The sequence below is a fragment of the Methylocaldum sp. GT1TLB genome, from assembly GCF_051027445.1.
Classification (GTDB): Bacteria; Pseudomonadota; Gammaproteobacteria; order Methylococcales; family Methylococcaceae; genus Methylocaldum.
In genome coordinates this window covers 3600479-3616338 of the sequence record NZ_CP194898.1, presented here as the reverse complement: position 1 = coordinate 3616338, position 15860 = coordinate 3600479, and the positions used below count along the sequence as shown (strand labels likewise).

General features: G+C 58.9%; 14 protein-coding genes. 12 read left to right on the top strand and 2 right to left on the bottom strand.

All coding sequences use genetic code 11. The features are described from left to right. The first annotated feature begins 16 nt into the window (after window positions 1-16). From ACR2R1_RS15785 to proB, 8 genes are all read left to right on the top strand, one after another. Complete coding sequence (locus tag ACR2R1_RS15785) at window positions 17-1300, top strand: formylmethanofuran dehydrogenase subunit B (RefSeq protein ID WP_434110888.1); 1284 nt, start codon at window positions 17-19, stop codon at window positions 1298-1300. A gap of 601 nt (window positions 1301-1901) precedes the next feature. After that, on the top strand, window positions 1902-3572 hold the full coding sequence (locus tag ACR2R1_RS15780) for a formylmethanofuran dehydrogenase subunit A (protein WP_133717962.1): 1671 nt from the start codon (window positions 1902-1904) through the stop codon (window positions 3570-3572). Between the two features lie 84 nt (window positions 3573-3656). Then, window positions 3657-4553 (top strand): formylmethanofuran--tetrahydromethanopterin N-formyltransferase, encoded by an 897-nt coding sequence (gene fhcD / locus ACR2R1_RS15775; RefSeq protein WP_077732069.1) that lies wholly within the window; start codon window positions 3657-3659, stop codon window positions 4551-4553. Continuing rightward, window positions 4550-5362, top strand: coding sequence for a formylmethanofuran dehydrogenase subunit C (locus ACR2R1_RS15770; protein ID WP_077732070.1), 813 nt, complete (start codon window positions 4550-4552; stop codon window positions 5360-5362). The genes fhcD and ACR2R1_RS15770 overlap by 4 nt, the downstream gene beginning before the upstream one ends. Window positions 5363-5484: 122 nt before the next feature. Then, the gene (rplU, locus tag ACR2R1_RS15765) at window positions 5485-5796 is read left to right on the top strand and encodes a 50S ribosomal protein L21 (RefSeq protein ID WP_077732071.1); all 312 of its coding nucleotides are present in this window, start codon (window positions 5485-5487) and stop codon (window positions 5794-5796) included. A 20-nt stretch (window positions 5797-5816) separates the two neighbouring features. After that, the gene (gene rpmA, locus ACR2R1_RS15760; RefSeq protein ID WP_077732072.1) at window positions 5817-6080 is read left to right on the top strand and encodes a 50S ribosomal protein L27; all 264 of its coding nucleotides are present in this window, start codon (window positions 5817-5819) and stop codon (window positions 6078-6080) included. 77 nt (window positions 6081-6157) lie between these two features. Then, window positions 6158-7192, top strand: a complete 1035-nt coding sequence (cgtA, locus tag ACR2R1_RS15755; protein ID WP_347258491.1) for an Obg family GTPase CgtA — start codon at window positions 6158-6160, stop codon at window positions 7190-7192. Then, the gene (proB, locus tag ACR2R1_RS15750; protein WP_077732074.1) at window positions 7176-8300 is read left to right on the top strand and encodes a glutamate 5-kinase; all 1125 of its coding nucleotides are present in this window, start codon (window positions 7176-7178) and stop codon (window positions 8298-8300) included. Before cgtA ends, proB begins: the two co-directional genes overlap by 17 nt. A gap of 43 nt (window positions 8301-8343) precedes the next feature. On the opposite strand, the gene rpsT is transcribed toward proB, so the two are convergent. Continuing rightward, complete coding sequence (rpsT, locus tag ACR2R1_RS15745; protein WP_077732075.1) at window positions 8344-8622, bottom strand: 30S ribosomal protein S20; 279 nt, start codon at window positions 8620-8622, stop codon at window positions 8344-8346. A gap of 224 nt (window positions 8623-8846) precedes the next feature. Here rpsT and murJ point away from each other — a divergent pair, with 224 nt between their 5' ends. Genes murJ through lspA form a run of 4 tightly spaced genes read left to right on the top strand, consistent with a single transcriptional unit; the run spans window position 8847 to window position 14667 of the window. Beyond that, window positions 8847-10403, top strand: a complete 1557-nt coding sequence (gene murJ, locus ACR2R1_RS15740; protein WP_434114251.1) for a murein biosynthesis integral membrane protein MurJ — start codon at window positions 8847-8849, stop codon at window positions 10401-10403. Between the two features lie 10 nt (window positions 10404-10413). Next, a complete protein-coding gene (gene ribF, locus ACR2R1_RS15735; RefSeq protein ID WP_077732077.1) occupies window positions 10414-11370 on the top strand; it encodes a bifunctional riboflavin kinase/FAD synthetase in 957 nt (318 codons plus the stop codon). Beyond that, window positions 11367-14186 carry an isoleucine--tRNA ligase gene (ileS, locus tag ACR2R1_RS15730; protein WP_434110884.1) on the top strand — a complete coding sequence of 940 codons (2820 nt, stop codon included), beginning with the start codon at window positions 11367-11369 and terminating at the stop codon, window positions 14184-14186. Before ribF ends, ileS begins: the two co-directional genes overlap by 4 nt. A gap of 4 nt (window positions 14187-14190) precedes the next feature. After that, entirely contained in the window at window positions 14191-14667 is a 477-nt protein-coding gene (gene lspA, locus ACR2R1_RS15725; protein WP_133717956.1) for a signal peptidase II, read from the top strand. Between the two features lie 210 nt (window positions 14668-14877). On the opposite strand, the gene ampD is transcribed toward lspA, so the two are convergent. Beyond that, window positions 14878-15462: a 1,6-anhydro-N-acetylmuramyl-L-alanine amidase AmpD gene (gene ampD, locus ACR2R1_RS15720; RefSeq protein ID WP_434110882.1), complete on the bottom strand. Its 585-nt coding sequence runs from the start codon at window positions 15460-15462 to the stop codon at window positions 14878-14880. Between the last annotated feature and the right edge of the window lie 398 nt (window positions 15463-15860).

Genomic DNA, 15860 nt, shown 5'->3' with positions numbered 1-15860 from the left:
TCTTGAGAGAAATGGCATGACCGAAAGTACCCAAACCCGCGTTTTCGAAAACGTTCCCAGCCCGTTTTGCGGCATAGCCTCGGACGACCTGAAAATCGAAGTCGAGGGCCAGCGGGTCAGAATCCTCGAGAACGGTGACGCCGTAACGATTCCCGGCTTCGAGCAAGCGATCGCCGATACCGTTCCACGCATCGCCGGAAAGCCGGCTACGCTGGACCAGGCCGTCGCGCGCGCCTCGGAAATATTGAAAAGCACTCGCCTCCCGGTATTCAGCGGCTTCGGCACCGATGTCGACGAAACCCGCGCGGCGCTTTCCTTGATCGACCGTTGCCGAGGCGTGTTCGATCAAATGCGTGCCGAAGGCGGCTTGCGCAACCTCTTGGTGCTGGCCGATTCCGGCTGGATGGCGACGACCTTGGGCGAACTCAAGAATCGGGTGGAGGTTCTGGTCTCGTTCGGTACCGATATCGAACTCAATTTTCCGCGCTTCTTCGAACGCTTCGTCTGGAACAAGGAAACGCTGTTCAACGGTGACACCGGCAAGCGCGAAATCATCTTCATCGGCCGCGCCCCGACCGGCCAGGCGGCCACCGCCCCCGACGGCCGCCCGCCGAAGGTCATCCCCTGTGCCCAGGAGAGCCTGCCGGATGTGGCGGCGGCGCTTTCGGCTCTGGCCAAGGGCGCGAAACTTCAAGCGGAACAGGTCGCCGGCATCCCCGCCTCGGAGCTGCAATCGGTCGTGGATCGGCTGCGCCAAGCCCATTACAGCGTCGTGACCTGGGCCGCGGGACAACTCGCCTTTCCTGACGCCGAACTGACCGTACAGCAGCTGTGCCAGATGGTGGCAACGCTGAATAAAGACACCCGCGCCGCCGTATTGCCACTGGGCGGACAGGACGGCGATCGCACCGCCAGCCAGGTGTGCGCATGGATCAGCGGTTATCCTACGCGCGTCAGCTATGCCCGAGGTTACCCCGAATACGACCCCTACCACAACGGCGCGGCACGACTCCTCGCGAACAGCGAAGCGGATGCCCTGTTCTGGATTTCGAGCCTGAGCTCGACGCCGCCTCCGGCGAGTGACGTACCCACGGTCGTGATCGGCCGCTCGGGAATGCGCTTCGAATCCGAACCCGACGTGTTCATTCCCGTGGGCGTGCCCGGCATCGACTTTGCCGGCCACATGTACCGTTGCGACAATGTCGTCGCCATGCCGCTGTACCAACTCCGCAAGTCCGAGCTATTCAAAGCATCCGATGTGCTTCGAGCGATCGAGCAAGCACTCGGCTCTACCACGTAGCAACAGTCTCCGATAGTTCCTATTCCCTCCCGGCGTGCCCCGCCGCATTCCAGAGCAAACCGGGAGGACAGGCACAGAATCAGCCCGTTCAAACCGCTGTTTGCACCCCGCCCCATACTCTGGCGATACCCTTTTCCGTCCGAACCGATGCCGTCGAGTTGAAAAGTTAAACCGGGTTGCTTATTCTTCCGGGCTATACCAAGCCTACGGAAGAGGCATTGTGTCAGATTGATTCGAGTTTATTGGCCGTCCCTTCCAGAAAATCCTGGGACCGCGTGTTTTTGCATAACTTTGTGAATACGCGGGTCCAACGATGAGAAGTGGCGAATGCTTTGCTGGGACTTGGACATATTTAGCCTCTTCCGGCTAGGAATGGCTCCATAAAGACATTTACATCAGTTCGATGCCAGTACCGCCTTTTCATCCCACCCATCGATCTCCAGCGTCATTGCATGACGACTGCGGCGGCAAGACCGATCCGCTGAGATTGGTGTTTCTGACGACGACCCCGAGGTGCGACCGCCCGGACTGGGTCGGATTCCGGATATAACCGGACCAGCGGTATCACCTTGCGGTAACGATCCACAGGAGAGCTTGTTTCATGCTGATTAAACTCACGGGCGGCACTGTCTACGATCCCGCGCACAACATCGATGGCCAGGTGCTGGACATTTACATCCGCGACGGCCGGATCGTTCCTCACTCCGATATTCAAGGCATGGCGCCCGATCAGGAATACGATTGCCGCGGCAAAGTGATCATGGCCGGAGCCATCGACATGCACACGCATATCGGCGGCGGCAAAGTGACGATCGCCCGCAACCTCCTGCCGGAGGATCACCGCGCCGATCCATCGCCCCGTTCGGGATTAAAACGCGCCGGCTGCGGCCATGCCGCGCCCTCCACGCTGACCACCGGTTATCGCTATGCGGAAATGGGCTATACCGCCGGCTTCGAACCGGCGGTGCTCCCCATCAACGCCCGCCAAGCGCACATGGAAATGGCCGACGTACCGCTGATGGACGTAGGCGGCTATGCCATGCTCGGCAGCGATGATTTCTATCTGCGCCTACTCTCGTCCGGCGCCGACCAGCAGGTCATCAACGATTACGTGGCCTGGACTCTGCACTCCAGCCAATGCATCGGCATCAAGGTGGTCAATCCCGGCGGAATCAGCGCGTTCAAATTCAACCAGCGCAAGCTGGATCTGGACGATCAGCATAGCTATTACGGCGTCACGCCGCGCCAGGTTCTGCAGAAACTGGCCAGGGCGGTACACGAATTGGGCGTACCTCACCCTCTGCACGTGCACGGCTGCAATCTAGGGGTGCCGGGCAATCTGGAAACGACGCTGAACACGATCACCGGCATCGAAGGCTTGCCGATGCATCTAACTCATATCCAGTTCCATAGTTATGGCACCGAGGGCGACCGCAAGTTTTCTTCGGGCGCGGCACAGATCGCGGAGGCCATCAACAAGAACCGCAACATCACGGCGGATGTAGGGCAAATTCTGTTCGGCCAGACCGTCACCGCGTCGGGCGACTCCATGCGCCAGTTCGTCAATTCCCATCATGCCCATCCGAACAAATGGGTGTGCATGGACATCGAATGCGACGCCGGCTGCGGGGTGGTACCGTTCAAGTACAGGGACCAGAATTTCGTCAATGCCCTGCAATGGTGTATCGGGCTCGAAATCTTCCTGCTGGTGGACGATCCCTGGCGCATTTTCCTCACCACCGATCACCCCAACGGTGCGCCATTCACCACCTATCCCCATTTGATCCGGCTGCTGATGGACAAGAGCTTCCGCAACGACATGCTCTCGACCATCAACGCCGATGCCGCCGCGCTGAGCACGCTCGGCTCCATCGACCGCGAGTACAGTTTGTACGAGATCGCGATCATGACCCGCGCCGGAGCCGCCAGGCTTCTCGGCCTCAGCGACCGCGGCCATTTGGGCGCGGGAGCCGCCGGGGACATTACCGTATACACCGAACAGGAGGACAAGGAGGCGATGTTCACCAAGCCCGATTATGTCTTCAAGGACGGTGAACTGGTCGTCCGCAACGGCGAAGTGGTCAAAGTCGTCTGGGGCAATGTGCACACCGTCAAGCCGGAGTTCGAGCGCGCGGGTATCGAAGGGCGACTGCGGGACTATTTCGATCGCTACCACACCATGAAGATGGACAACTTCATCATCCGCGACTGGGAAATCGAGAACGATGGACGCAGCAAGATTCTCGTTCATCCCTGCCAAGGTCAGGCCTAACAAGAATGGCGCGAGCATTCTCCCCCGTTGAGACGCAAAGCACCCGAATTCTGCAAATAAAACAAAAGAGCCGTGAGGAACTGCATGAACATTAACGGCGTCCAGATCGATGCGACTTTCGCCGAAGCCTTTCCGATGAGGGCCACACGGGTCATCATCACCGCTCAAAATCTCAAATGGGCTTATCATGCGGCTCAGGCCATGACAGGCTTCGCCACTTCGGTAATCGCGTGTGGCTGCGAAGCAGGCATAGAGCGAGAACTCGATCCGAGTGAAACGCCGGACGGACGACCGGGCATCTCCGCGCTGATTTTCGCCATGGGCGGCAAAACCTTGGCCAAGCAAGTGGAAACCCGCGCAGGCCAGTGCGTGCTGACCTCGCCCACCTCGGCACTGTTCGCCGGCATTCACGAAGGCGACAAGATTCCCTTGGGCAAGAATCTCCGCTTCTTCGGGGACGGATTCCAGATCTCCAAGCGCATCAACGGCAAACGGTATTGGCGCGTCCCGGTCATGGACGGCGAGTTCCTCTGCGAAGATACCACCTGCACCGTCAAGGCCGTAGGCGGCGGCAACTTCCTGATCCTGGCGGAAAGCCAGCCGCAGGCCTTGGCCGCTTGCGAGGCCGCCATCGAAGCCATGAAAAAGATCCCGAACGTCATCATGCCTTTCCCCGGCGGCGTGGTGCGCTCGGGCTCGAAGGTCGGCTCCAAGTACAAAGCCTTGTCGGCGTCGACCAACGACGCGTTCTGCCCCACGCTCAAAGGTCAAACCAGGACGGATTTGAGCCCCGAAATCGAATCGGTCATGGAGATCGTCATCGACGGCTTGACCGATGACGACATCAAGAAAGCCATGCGGGTCGGCATCGAGGCGGCTTGCAGCCTGGGCGCCGAAAACGGCATACGCCGCATCAGCGCGGGCAATTACGGCGGCAAATTGGGTCCTTTCCTATTCCATCTTCAGGAGATCATGGCATGACGGCGCTCACCTTCACCCTGAAGGCCGAACTCGAACAACGGATCGACGTGTCCCCATTGACGCCGGATCGGCTCGCCGACAAATCCGCGAGTGAAATCGGCGCCGAATTGCTGCAATACGGCAACCGGCAAATACGTGCCGATGAACTGTTTTCGATCGAAGGGCAAGGTTCCGACCGCCTTATCTTCCGCGGCAGCCGTAAGCTCGACTATATCGGGAAGGGCATGAGCCAGGGGGAAATCCGCGTCGAGGGCGATGCCGGCAGTTATTTGGGCATGCACCTCAAGGGCGGACGCATCATCGTAAGCGGCAACGTCGACGCTTACGCCGCTTGCGAAATGAAAAAAGGCGAAATTTTGATTCGCGGCAACGCCGGAGATTTCCTCGGCGCAGCCCTTCCCGGCAATAAGAAGGGCATGGCCGGCGGCGTGGTCATCGTCAAAGGAAACGTCGGCGACCGCGTGGGCGACCATCTGCGGCGCGGCGCCATTCTTATCGAGGGCAACGCCGGGAATTATCTGGGTTCGCGTATGACTGCCGGCACCATTGCCGTCCTCGGCGAAGTCGGCGCACACCTCGGTTATGCCATGAACCGGGGTACCGTGCTGCTTGCCCGGACACCGGCATCCATTCCGGCTACCTTCAATGATTGCGGCACCCATACGCTCGGCTTCATACCGTTGCTTCTGAAAGGCTTCCAGGGATTGGAGACCCGGTTCTCCGAAATGTCCGACACCCTCAAGCGGGTACGGCGCTATGCCGGAGACATGTGCGGACTGGGCAAGGGCGAAATACTCGTTGCCCTCTGACGGCGTCACGCCGGTTGCGATTCGCAACTCGGCAGGCAAAAAACTCAGCTGGTTGACGGATTTAGGCATACACGGTTATCATTCCGTGTTTAAAAGAATTTTCTGCGTTGGAGCCAACAAAAATGTACGCGGTTATACAAACAGGCGGCAAGCAATATCGGGTGAAACAGGGCGACGTGGTCAAGGTCGAAACCCTGAGCGCCGAAGCCGGCCAGCAAATCGAGTTCGACAAGGTGCTAATGGTTCAAACGGATTCCGGCTTGAAAGTAGGCAAACCCTTCATTGATGGCGGCAAAGTAACCGCAACCATCAAGGCTCATGGCCGGCACCCGAAAATTAAAATCGTCAAGTTCCGCCGGCGTAAGCATTACATGAAGCAGGCGGGCCACCGGCAGAATTACACCGAAATTCAGATCACCGGTATCTCTGCCTAATCGAAGAGCGAGGAATCACGATGGCACACAAGAAAGCAGGCGGCAGCTCGCGCAACGGCCGCGATTCAGAATCCAAACGACTCGGCGTGAAACGCTTCGGCGGTCAGTTCGTGCAAGCGGGCAGCATTATCGTGCGGCAGCGCGGCACCAAATTCCACGCCGGTGAGAATGTAGGCTGCGGAAGAGACTATACGCTTTTCGCATTGGCCGACGGACAGGTCCAGTTCAAGGTGAAAGGCCCGCTCAAGCGCAAATACGTCAGTATCGTTCAAAGCGAAGCCTAAGGATCAAAGCGGCTTTACGGGCCGCCCTTTTAAATAGGAAGAAGCCTCGTCCGTGACGGGGCTTTTTTGTCATTACCATGAAGTTTGTTGACGAAGCGGAAATTCGGGTGGAAGCGGGCGACGGCGGCAACGGCTGCGTCAGCTTTCGGCGCGAAAAATATGTTCCTTTCGGCGGCCCCGACGGGGGCGACGGCGGTGACGGCGGCAGCGTTTTTCTGGTCGCCTCCACCAATCTCAACACGCTGGTCGACTTCCGCTTTCACTCGCGATTTCGCGCCGAACGCGGACAAAACGGGTCGGGCGGCAACTGCACCGGCCATTCGGGCGCCGACTGCATCGTCCACGTACCTACCGGCACCGAGGTGTTCGACGCCGAAACCGGCGAAAAGCTCGGCGACCTGGTCAAGGAAGGCGAAAAATTATTGGTAGCCCAAGGCGGCTTTCACGGCCTCGGCAATACCCGATTCAAGAGCAGCGTCAATCGCGCGCCGCGCAAGGCCACCAGCGGAACGCCGGGCGAACGGCGCACCCTGCGCCTGGAGCTGAAGCTCATCGCGGACGTCGGCTTGCTGGGCATGCCCAATGCCGGAAAATCCAGCTTGATTCGCAGCGTGTCCGCCGCACGTCCCAAGGTTGCGGATTACCCTTTCACCACCTTGTATCCGAATCTTGGCGTCGTGCGCGTCGACGATCAGCGCAGCTTCGTCATGGCCGATATTCCCGGCCTCATCGAGGGCGCATCGCATGGAGCGGGACTGGGAGTGCAGTTCTTGAAGCATCTTGCCCGTACCAAGCTGCTGCTCCACGTAGTGGATGTCGAACCCTACGAAAGCCTGGAAGACCCGATTACGGCGGCACAAAAAGTGATCGCCGAGCTTCAACAGTGGGACCAGGGCCTGGACCAGAAGCCGCGCTGGCTGGTATTGAACAAGATCGATCGGCTGGCCGACGACGCAGCCCAACAGCGCTGCCGCGAAATCATAGAAGGTCTCGAATGGGCCGGCCCCGTCTTTAGGGTCTCCGCCGTTCGAGGCGACGGCCTCAAAGACTTGGTCTACAGCGTTATGGCGTTCCTGGAGCAGGACCAAACAAAAGATGCAGAACAGGACTGAATTTGCCCACGCCCGCCGCATCATCGTCAAGATCGGCAGTGCCTTGCTGACCGGGGGCGGGCGCGGACTGGACATGCCCGCAATCACCGATTGGGTGGCTCAAATTGCCGTCTTGCGCCACCAAGATATAGAAATTCTTCTCGTTTCTTCCGGCTCGGTCGCCGAAGGCATGTGCCGGCTGGGCTGGAAAACCCGCCCACGCTCCCTGCACGAACTCCAGGCGGCCGCCGCCGTGGGACAGATGGGCCTGATTCAGACTTATGAATCCCTCTTTCAAGGGCACGGTCTTCATACCGCGCAAATCCTGCTGACCCACGACGACCTATCGGATCGGCAGCGCTATCTTAACGCCCGAAGCACCCTACTCACCCTGCTCGAATTGGGGGTGGTGCCGGTCATCAACGAAAACGATACGGTAGCGAACGAGGAAATCCGCTTCGGAGACAACGACACGCTCGCCGCTTTGGTGGCGAATCTCCTGGAAGCGGATCTCTTGATCATTTTGACCGACCAAAAGGGACTTTACGAACGCGATCCGACCCTGGACCCCACCGCCCAACTCGTCTACCAGGCCAGCATCAATGATGCGCGCCTCGGCGAGATGGTGGGCGAGAGTCGCAGCGGACTCGGCCGGGGCGGCATGATCACCAAACTGCGCGCCGCTCGGCTGGCCTCCCGGTCCGGGACGGCAACGGTTATCGCCAGCGGGCGGGAGCAAAATGTCATGGCAAGGGTGGTTGCGGGCGAGGAATTGGGTACCTTTCTGATTCCCGATGTATCCCCGATGCTGGCCAGGAAGCGTTGGCTGGCCGGACAGCTCAAACTCAAGGGTAAGTTGCACTTGGATGAAGGTGCTGCGCGCGTCTTGAAAGAAGACGGCAAAAGCCTCTTGCCCATCGGCGTAACCGCCGTGGACGGCGACTTCCACAGGGGCGACCTAGTCGCTTGCGTGGATATGGAGGGAAAAGAGGTGGCTCGCGGGCTGGTGAATTACGGCGCTGACGAAACGCGCGTCATCATGCGACAACCGAGCTCGCAAATCGAATGCCTGCTTGGATATGTCGATGAACCGGAACTGATTCACCGCGATAATCTGGTACTGGCTTGAGAGAGGCAGGCGGGCCAGCCCGCCTCGCCTTTCCGCCAGAAACTTAGGCGGATGCGCTCAGAACCAGCGCTTTGACTCGGGCGTTGAGACGGCTCTTGCTGCGAGCGGCCTTGTTCTTGTGGATCAAGCCCTTGTTAACCGACGAGTCGATAACGGGAACTGCGGCGCGAAATGCGGCCTGCGCTTGCTCCAAGTCGCCGGATTCTACCGCCAGAATGACCTTCTTGATGAAGGTCCGCAACCGGCTGCGCTGAGCCGCGTTGTGGGCGCGATGTTTTTCCGATTGTATGGCGCGTTTTTTTGCTGAAGCAATATTAGCCAAGGTGAAAACCTCTAATCCTAATCGTTTTAAGCGAATTCGTTATTTTCGTCACAAGTAATTCAAGAGTCAAGAGCGCAATTTTCACAAAATTATCGGGCCAGACGTTTTCGCAGGTTATAGGCCATTTTCGGATAGCTTTTCGCAGCGTATCTCTAACAGTGCCTTGATCGCCCAAATTCCTTATACTACGGCCTTTTCTTCAACGAAAGCACTGGTTTTAGGCTCTGAGCAAGCATCTACTGAAATCCACGGCGGCCGTCGGCGGCATGACCTTCGTCTCCCGCCTTTTAGGGTTCGTTCGAGATGTCGTCATCGCCCGTTATTTCGGTGCCGATCCCGGCACCGACGCGTTCTTCGTCGCGTTTAGAATTCCCAACTTCCTGCGCCGCCTCTTTGCGGAAGGCGCCTTCTCGCAGGCCTTCGTGCCGGTTCTGTCAGATTACAAGGAGCGCCACGACCCGACCCAGCTCGGGCCGTTCTTGGATCGTACGGCCGGCAGCCTGTCGCTGGCCTTGTTGCTTGTCACCTTCGCCGGCATTATCGCTGCGCCGGTCTTGATCATGCTGTTTGCGCCCGGTTTCTATCGAAATGCGGAGCAATTCGAGCTCAGCGTCGAGATGCTGCGCATCACCTTGCCGTATCTTTTCTTCATTTCCCTCACGGCATTCGCCGGGGCCATTCTGAACACCTGGGGACGTTTCGCCATACCGGCCTTCACGCCGGTCTTTCTGAACCTTCTGATGATCGCTGCGGCGATTTGGTTCGCCCCTTACCTGTCCGAACCGATTACCGCCTTGGCCTGGGGTGTGCTGATCGCCGGCGTCGTCCAGCTCGCATTTCAAGTGCCTGCGCTCCTCCGGGAGGGCTTGCTGCCGAAACCCCGCCTTGGGTTTCACGATGCCGGCGTTCGCCGCATCATCAAGATGATAGGACCGGCGATTTTCGGGGTTTCGGTAACCCAGGTGAATCTCCTGGTCGACACGGTGATTGCCTCCTTTTTAGTGTCCGGCAGCGTCTCCTGGCTTTACTACTCCGATCGGCTGGTGGAATTCCCTTTGGGCATTTTCGGCGTCGCTATCGGCACTGTAATGTTGCCTCATTTGTCGAAAAATCATGCAAACCGTGATCGCGACGGGTTTTCCCGTTCGCTGGACTGGGCTCTCCGCTGGGTCATCCTGATCGGCTTGCCGGCGACCTTGGGCCTAGCGCTACTCGCCGAACCGATGATTTCCACCCTTTTTCAGTACGATCGGTTTTCTTCGCATGACGCCGAGATGGCCAGCCGGAGCCTAACGACTTACTCCATCGGATTGATGGGCTTCATCGCAATCAAGGTGCTGGTTCCGGGCTTCAGCTCGAGACAGGATCTCCGCACCCCGGTCAGGTATGGCGTCTACGCCATTATCGCCAACCTCGCGTTGAACCTGGCTCTGATTTTTCAACTCGCGCCGATCGGCTGGGGTCACGCGGGTCTCGCTCTGTCGACGGCGTTGGCGGCGCTCCTTAACGCCGGACTGCTCCTGGCCAAACTTTTGAAGGAGCAGATTTACAAACCGGAACCGGGATGGCCGATCTTCCTGCTGCGTGTAGCGCTCGCCAGTGGCGTGATGGTCCCGATCCTGGTCTATGCGTCCAATGCTTATCCGTGGCAGATCTGGTCGCTCGCCGACCGAATTTCGCATCTGGCTTTGTGGATTCTGCTGGGCCTCGCGACTTATCTGTCGTGTCTTACCCTGACAGGGCTCCGTCCCAGGCACATGCTGGTTCCGGAAGGTACCTGAGGACCGTCGCATGCGCTTGATTCGAGGACTCGCCGAACTGAAACTTCCCGAACGGGGCTGCGTCGCCACGATCGGCAACTTCGACGGCGTCCATATTGGTCACTGCCAAGTGATCGAAAGGCTGGCGGAAGCAGGACGGAGGCTGGATTTGCCGGTTGTGGTCGTCCTGTTCGAACCGCAGCCACGGGAATATTTTTTCCCGAACGAAGCACCGGCCCGTTTGACCCGGCTCCGTGAAAAGCTGGCCCGCTTGGCTGAATTGCCGATCGATCAGGTGCTGCTGCTGCGCTTCAACCGGCAGCTCGCCATGTTGCCGGCGGAAAGCTTCATTCAAGACATCCTGCTCGAAGGACTGCGCATCAAGTATCTGGTGATCGGAGACGATTTCAGATTCGGCAGAAACCGGCTCGGCAACTTTGCCTTGTTGCGGCAGGCCGGGAAAGAATTCGGCTTCGAAGTGGTCGACACGCCGTCGGTATTGGTCGATGGACGACGCGTCAGCAGCACTTCGATCCGCAAAGCCCTCGCGGCAGGCGATTTAGCTCGCGCAGCGCGACTCCTGGGGCGTCCTTATTCAGTCTGCGGACGCGTCATCCATGGGGCGAAGCGCGGCCGAACGCTCGGCTTTCCCACGGCCAACATCTTGATGAGACGGAAAAACACTCCTGTACAGGGTGTATTTGCCGTTACAATGTCCGGAATAGGCGAACATCCGCTGCCGGGGGTCGCGAACGTAGGCATACGCCCGACTGTCGCGGGAGGACGTACGGTGCTCCTCGAAACCTATTTGCTGGACTTCTCCGGAGACCTCTACGGAAAACAGGTGGAAATCGTTTTTCGCCACAAGCTCCGGGACGAAAAGCGCTTCGACGGCTTAGCCGAACTGCAGGCCCAGATCGAACGGGACGTCATGACTGCAAGAGGCTATTTCGCCATCTCAAATTCAACATCATCCTCTGCATCATGAGCACGGATTACAAATCGACACTGAATTTACCCAGCACCGATTTTCCGATGAAGGCCAATCTGCCGCAGCGCGAGCCCGAGCAGCTCGAGCGCTGGCGCAGCATGGATCTTTACCGGAAGATTCGCGAAACGTTCCGTGGGCGCCCGAAGTTCATTCTTCATGACGGCCCCCCCTACGCCAACGGCGAAATCCACATCGGCCATGCCGTAAACAAGGTGTTGAAGGACATCATCGTCAAGAGCAAGGGATTGAACGGTTTCGACGCGCCCTATGTGCCCGGCTGGGATTGCCACGGCCTGCCCATCGAATTGATGGTGGAGAAGAAGATCGGCAAAGCCGGCGTGCAGGTCAACGCTTCCGATTTCCGCAAGGCCTGCCGCGCCTATGCGACCGAGCAAGTGGATATCCAGCGGCGCGAGTTCATCCGGCTCGGCGTTTTCGGCGACTGGGAAAATCCGTACCTGAGCATGGACTTTCGCTTCGAGGCCGACATCCTGCGCGCTTTGGGCCGAATCTCCGCGCGCGGCCATCTGATGAAAGGGGCAAAGCCGGTGCATTGGTGCACCGATTGCGGCTCCGCGCTGGCCGAAGCCGAGGTCGAATACGAAAACAAGCGCTCGATCGCCATCGACGTGCGGTTCAGGGTTCTCGACGAAACCGCGCTGATCCAGCGTTGTCACTCGGTTCCGGGCCATCCGGGCGAAGGCCCGCTGTCGGTGGTCATCTGGACGACGACACCCTGGACCCTGCCGGCCAACCAGGGCGTGGCGCTCAACCCGGATCTCGATTACGCCGTGGTGCAATGCCGGGAACCGATGGAGCGGTTGGTCGTGGCCGAAGCCCTGATGAAACATGTCATGATGCGTTGCGGCGTCGACGATTACCGCGTCGTGGCGTATTGCAGGGGCTCGGATCTCGAGGGATTGATGCTGCACCATCCGTTTTACGAGCGCGAGGTGCCTATCGTTCTCGGCGAGCACGTGACGCTCGACGCCGGTACCGGCGCGGTGCATACGGCGCCCGGCCATGGCCAGGAAGACTACGTCGTCGGTCAGCGCTATGGGCTGCCGGTCGAAAATCCGGTGGCGGACGACGGCAAGTTCCTGCCGAGCACGCCGCTGTTCGCCGGCGAACACGTCATGAACGCCAACGGCCATGTGGTCGAGGTGCTCAAGGAACGCGGCACACTGCTGCACGAAGCGCGCATCGAGCACAGCTATCCGCACTGCTGGCGGCACAAGACGCCGGTCATCTTCAGAGCGACGCCCCAGTGGTTCATCGCCATGGACAAGAACGATCTTCGCCGCCAGGCCCTGGAAGAAATCCAGAAAGTGGAATGGATACCCGATTGGGGGCAGGCGAGAATCGAAGGCATGGTCGGCAACCGGCCCGACTGGTGCGTCTCCCGGCAGCGGAACTGGGGCGTGCCGATCGCCTTGTTCGTCCACCGCGAGACCGGCGCCCTGCATCCCCGCACCGAGGACCTGATCGAAGCGGTCGCGCAACGGGTCGAGGAACGCGGAATCGATGCGTGGTTCGATCTCGACCCCGCGGAATTGTTGGGCGAAGAGGCTGCGCAGTACCAGAAGATCAACGACACGCTGGATGTCTGGTTCGATTCGGGCGTCAGCCACTTCTGCGTGCTGGATCGGCGGGAGGACCTGCATTCGCCGGCCGATCTGTACCTCGAAGGCTCGGACCAGCATCGCGGCTGGTTCCAATCGTCCTTGCTCGCTTCCGTGGCGATCCGCGACGCCGCGCCGTATCGGCAGGTGCTGACCCACGGCTTCACCGTGGATGCGGAAGGCAAGAAAATGTCGAAATCCAAGGGCAATGTCGTGGCTCCGCAGAAAGTGATGCAGAACCTCGGGGCGGATATCCTGAGGCTTTGGGTCGCGGCAACCGACTACCGGGCCGAGATGAGCGTTTCCGACGAGATTCTGAAACGCACGGCGGACGTTTACCGGCGGCTGCGGAATACCGCCCGCTATCTGCTCGCGAACATGAGCGGCTTCGACCCGGAGCGGCATTCGGTCGAACCCGAAAAGATGCTGGCGCTCGACCGCTGGGCGGTGGACCGGGCTTTCCGTCTCCAGCAGGAAATCGTCGAAGCCTACGAGACCTACCAGTTCAACCTGGTCTATCAAAAGGTCCACAACTTCTGTTCCATCGACCTGGGCAGCTTCTATCTCGACGTGCTGAAGGACCGCCAGTACACCTGCCGCGAGGACAGCCTGCCGCGGCGATCCGCACAAACCGCGATGTACCACATCGCCGAGGCACTAACCCGCTGGCTGGCGCCCATCCTGAGCTTCACGGCCGATGAAATCTGGCGTCATTTGCCCGGCAAGCGGAGCGAATCGGTGTTTCTGGAGACCTGGTACGAGGGACTGTTCCCGCTGGACGAATCCTCTCCGTTCAACCGCGAGTTCTGGGATTTCCTGCTCAAAGTCCGCGAGGCGGTGAGCAAGGAACTGGAAGTACTGCGGGTGCGCGGCGAGATCGGCTCGTCCCTGGACGCCGAAGTCGAGCTTTACGGCAGCCAACCGATTCTCGAACGGCTTGCGCCTATCGAAAGCGAGCTTCGATTCTTGTTCATCACTTCGTATGCGAGCCTTCGGCCCGAAGGGGACAGCGGCACGCTTCCGACGGGGATCGAGGGACTGGAGCTGAAAGTTCGGGCTTCCGATAAACCCAAATGCGTACGCTGCTGGCATCACCGCGAGGACGTCGGCAAGCACCCCGACCACCCCGAGCTTTGCGGCCGCTGCGTGGAGAACGTGGCAGGACAGGGCGAAACCCGTCTTTACGCCTGATCTCATGTTGAATTGGCTTTGGCTTTCCGCGCTGGTCGTCGGCCTGGACCAGCTCACCAAGCAACTGGTCGATCGCTCGATGGAACTTTACGAGTCGGTCGGCCTGCTGCCTTTTTTTCAGCTCACTTACCTACGCAACCAGGGCGCCGCGTTCAGCTTTCTGAGCCAAGCCGGAGGATGGCAGCGGTGGTTCTTCATCGGCCTGGCCGTCATCGCCAGCGGCGCTATCTGCTATTGGCTGAGCCGGCTCGGCAAGGGCCAACGTTGGGAAGCCGCGGCCTGGGCGCTGGTTCTGGGCGGCGCGCTGGGCAATCTCATCGATCGCATCATTTACGGATACGTTATCGATTTTCTCGACGTGTTTTATGGAGAATGGCACTGGCCGGCCTTCAACGTGGCCGATTCCGCGATCACCATAGGCGTAGCGATGCTGCTGATCGACTCCGTGAGACCGCGACAGTCGACGGCCAGCCTGGTGTAGACCTATTTGCCGGCAAGGGATTGCCGGCCTATAAACGATAGCCAAGTAGGTCGGGAATCCTTTCCCGACACAACGGACGGGCAATCGGCTTTGCATGCAAAAGATTTCCGACCTGCTGGATCATAGACCGGAACAAGCCCAGCATTCCCGGAGTAAGGCGCATTTACCGGGAACGGCTATCGCCTCATCCCCGCCTACGACGGTTTCACCTCAGACGAGAATGCCTCTGCCTCCGGTCGGCTGAAAACCTCTTGCGGACAGCAAGCGGTAAAGCCTTTCCCAATCGAAACTCGGGCCCGGATCGGTTTTGCGTCCCGGAGCGATGTCGCTGTGACCGACGATCCGGTCCGGTGACAAGCCCGGATAATTCGCCAGCAAGGCGGAGAGCAAATCGGCCAGGTGCTCGTATTGCCGGTCGGTATAGGGAATACCGTCGGCCCCTTCCAACTCGATGCCGATCGAGAAATCATTGCAGCGCTCCCGCCCCTCATAGTTCGAAATCCCGGCATGCCAAGCGCGCCGGTGGAACGGAACGTATTGAACGATCTCGCCGTCGCGGCGAATGAGCGCATGGGCCGATACCCGAAAGCCGTGTATGCGCTCGAAATAAGGGTGGGCAGTCGGTTCCAAGGTATTGGTAAACAAACAGTCGATCCAGTTGCCGCCAAACTCGCCCGGAGGCAAACTGATGCCATGTATCACCACCAGCGAAATATCCCCTGAATCGGGCCTGTCGTCGCAATTGCAACTCTCTAGCCGCCTCGCGTTTGCCAGCCAGTTATCGATTATCTTCATTTTCCAAACCGAGTTGTAAATCGTCGAGAATTCGTCCTGTCCGCCGAGTATATCTACAAGACAATCTGTCCGCTTTCGGTTTTGTGGGTCGAGTCACGATATAAAAAAGACTTTCCCTTTAAAGTAAGTCCCGCGACGAATATAAAGCGCATTGTAAGAACCGAGTATAGAGTTATCGCAATGTGCGACACCGAAAATCATCATCGATTGCTACCGGTCCGGCAACGCATAGACTGAAACGGATTCAGTAAAGCTACAACACATTCGATATACCTTAAGCCGCGATTTTTCGAGGTACAGGTCGAAACCTTTCCGATTCGAAATCGGCCGGCAAAAATAATAATCCCGGCAGAAATGTTTCGACTTGAAAACAGAGCTCTTAAAGATAACAAGAACCG

Bases quoted from the DNA above. Each gene is read 5' to 3' on its own strand.
- ACR2R1_RS15785 (WP_434110888.1), top strand. From the start codon at position 17: ATGACCGAAAGTACCCAAACCCGCGTTTTCGAAAACGTTCCCAGCCCG.
- ACR2R1_RS15780 (WP_133717962.1), top strand. From the start codon at position 1,902: ATGCTGATTAAACTCACGGGCGGCACTGTCTACGATCCCGCGCACAAC.
- fhcD (WP_077732069.1), top strand. From the start codon at position 3,657: ATGAACATTAACGGCGTCCAGATCGATGCGACTTTCGCCGAAGCCTTT.
- ACR2R1_RS15770 (WP_077732070.1), top strand. From the start codon at position 4,550: ATGACGGCGCTCACCTTCACCCTGAAGGCCGAACTCGAACAACGGATC.
- rplU (WP_077732071.1), top strand. From the start codon at position 5,485: ATGTACGCGGTTATACAAACAGGCGGCAAGCAATATCGGGTGAAACAG.
- rpmA (WP_077732072.1), top strand. From the start codon at position 5,817: ATGGCACACAAGAAAGCAGGCGGCAGCTCGCGCAACGGCCGCGATTCA.
- cgtA (WP_347258491.1), top strand. From the start codon at position 6,158: ATGAAGTTTGTTGACGAAGCGGAAATTCGGGTGGAAGCGGGCGACGGC.
- proB (WP_077732074.1), top strand. From the start codon at position 7,176: ATGCAGAACAGGACTGAATTTGCCCACGCCCGCCGCATCATCGTCAAG.
- ribF (WP_077732077.1), top strand. From the start codon at position 10,414: ATGCGCTTGATTCGAGGACTCGCCGAACTGAAACTTCCCGAACGGGGC.
- ileS (WP_434110884.1), top strand. From the start codon at position 11,367: ATGAGCACGGATTACAAATCGACACTGAATTTACCCAGCACCGATTTT.
- lspA (WP_133717956.1), top strand. From the start codon at position 14,191: ATGTTGAATTGGCTTTGGCTTTCCGCGCTGGTCGTCGGCCTGGACCAG.
- ampD (WP_434110882.1), bottom strand. From the start codon at position 15,462: ATGAAGATAATCGATAACTGGCTGGCAAACGCGAGGCGGCTAGAGAGT.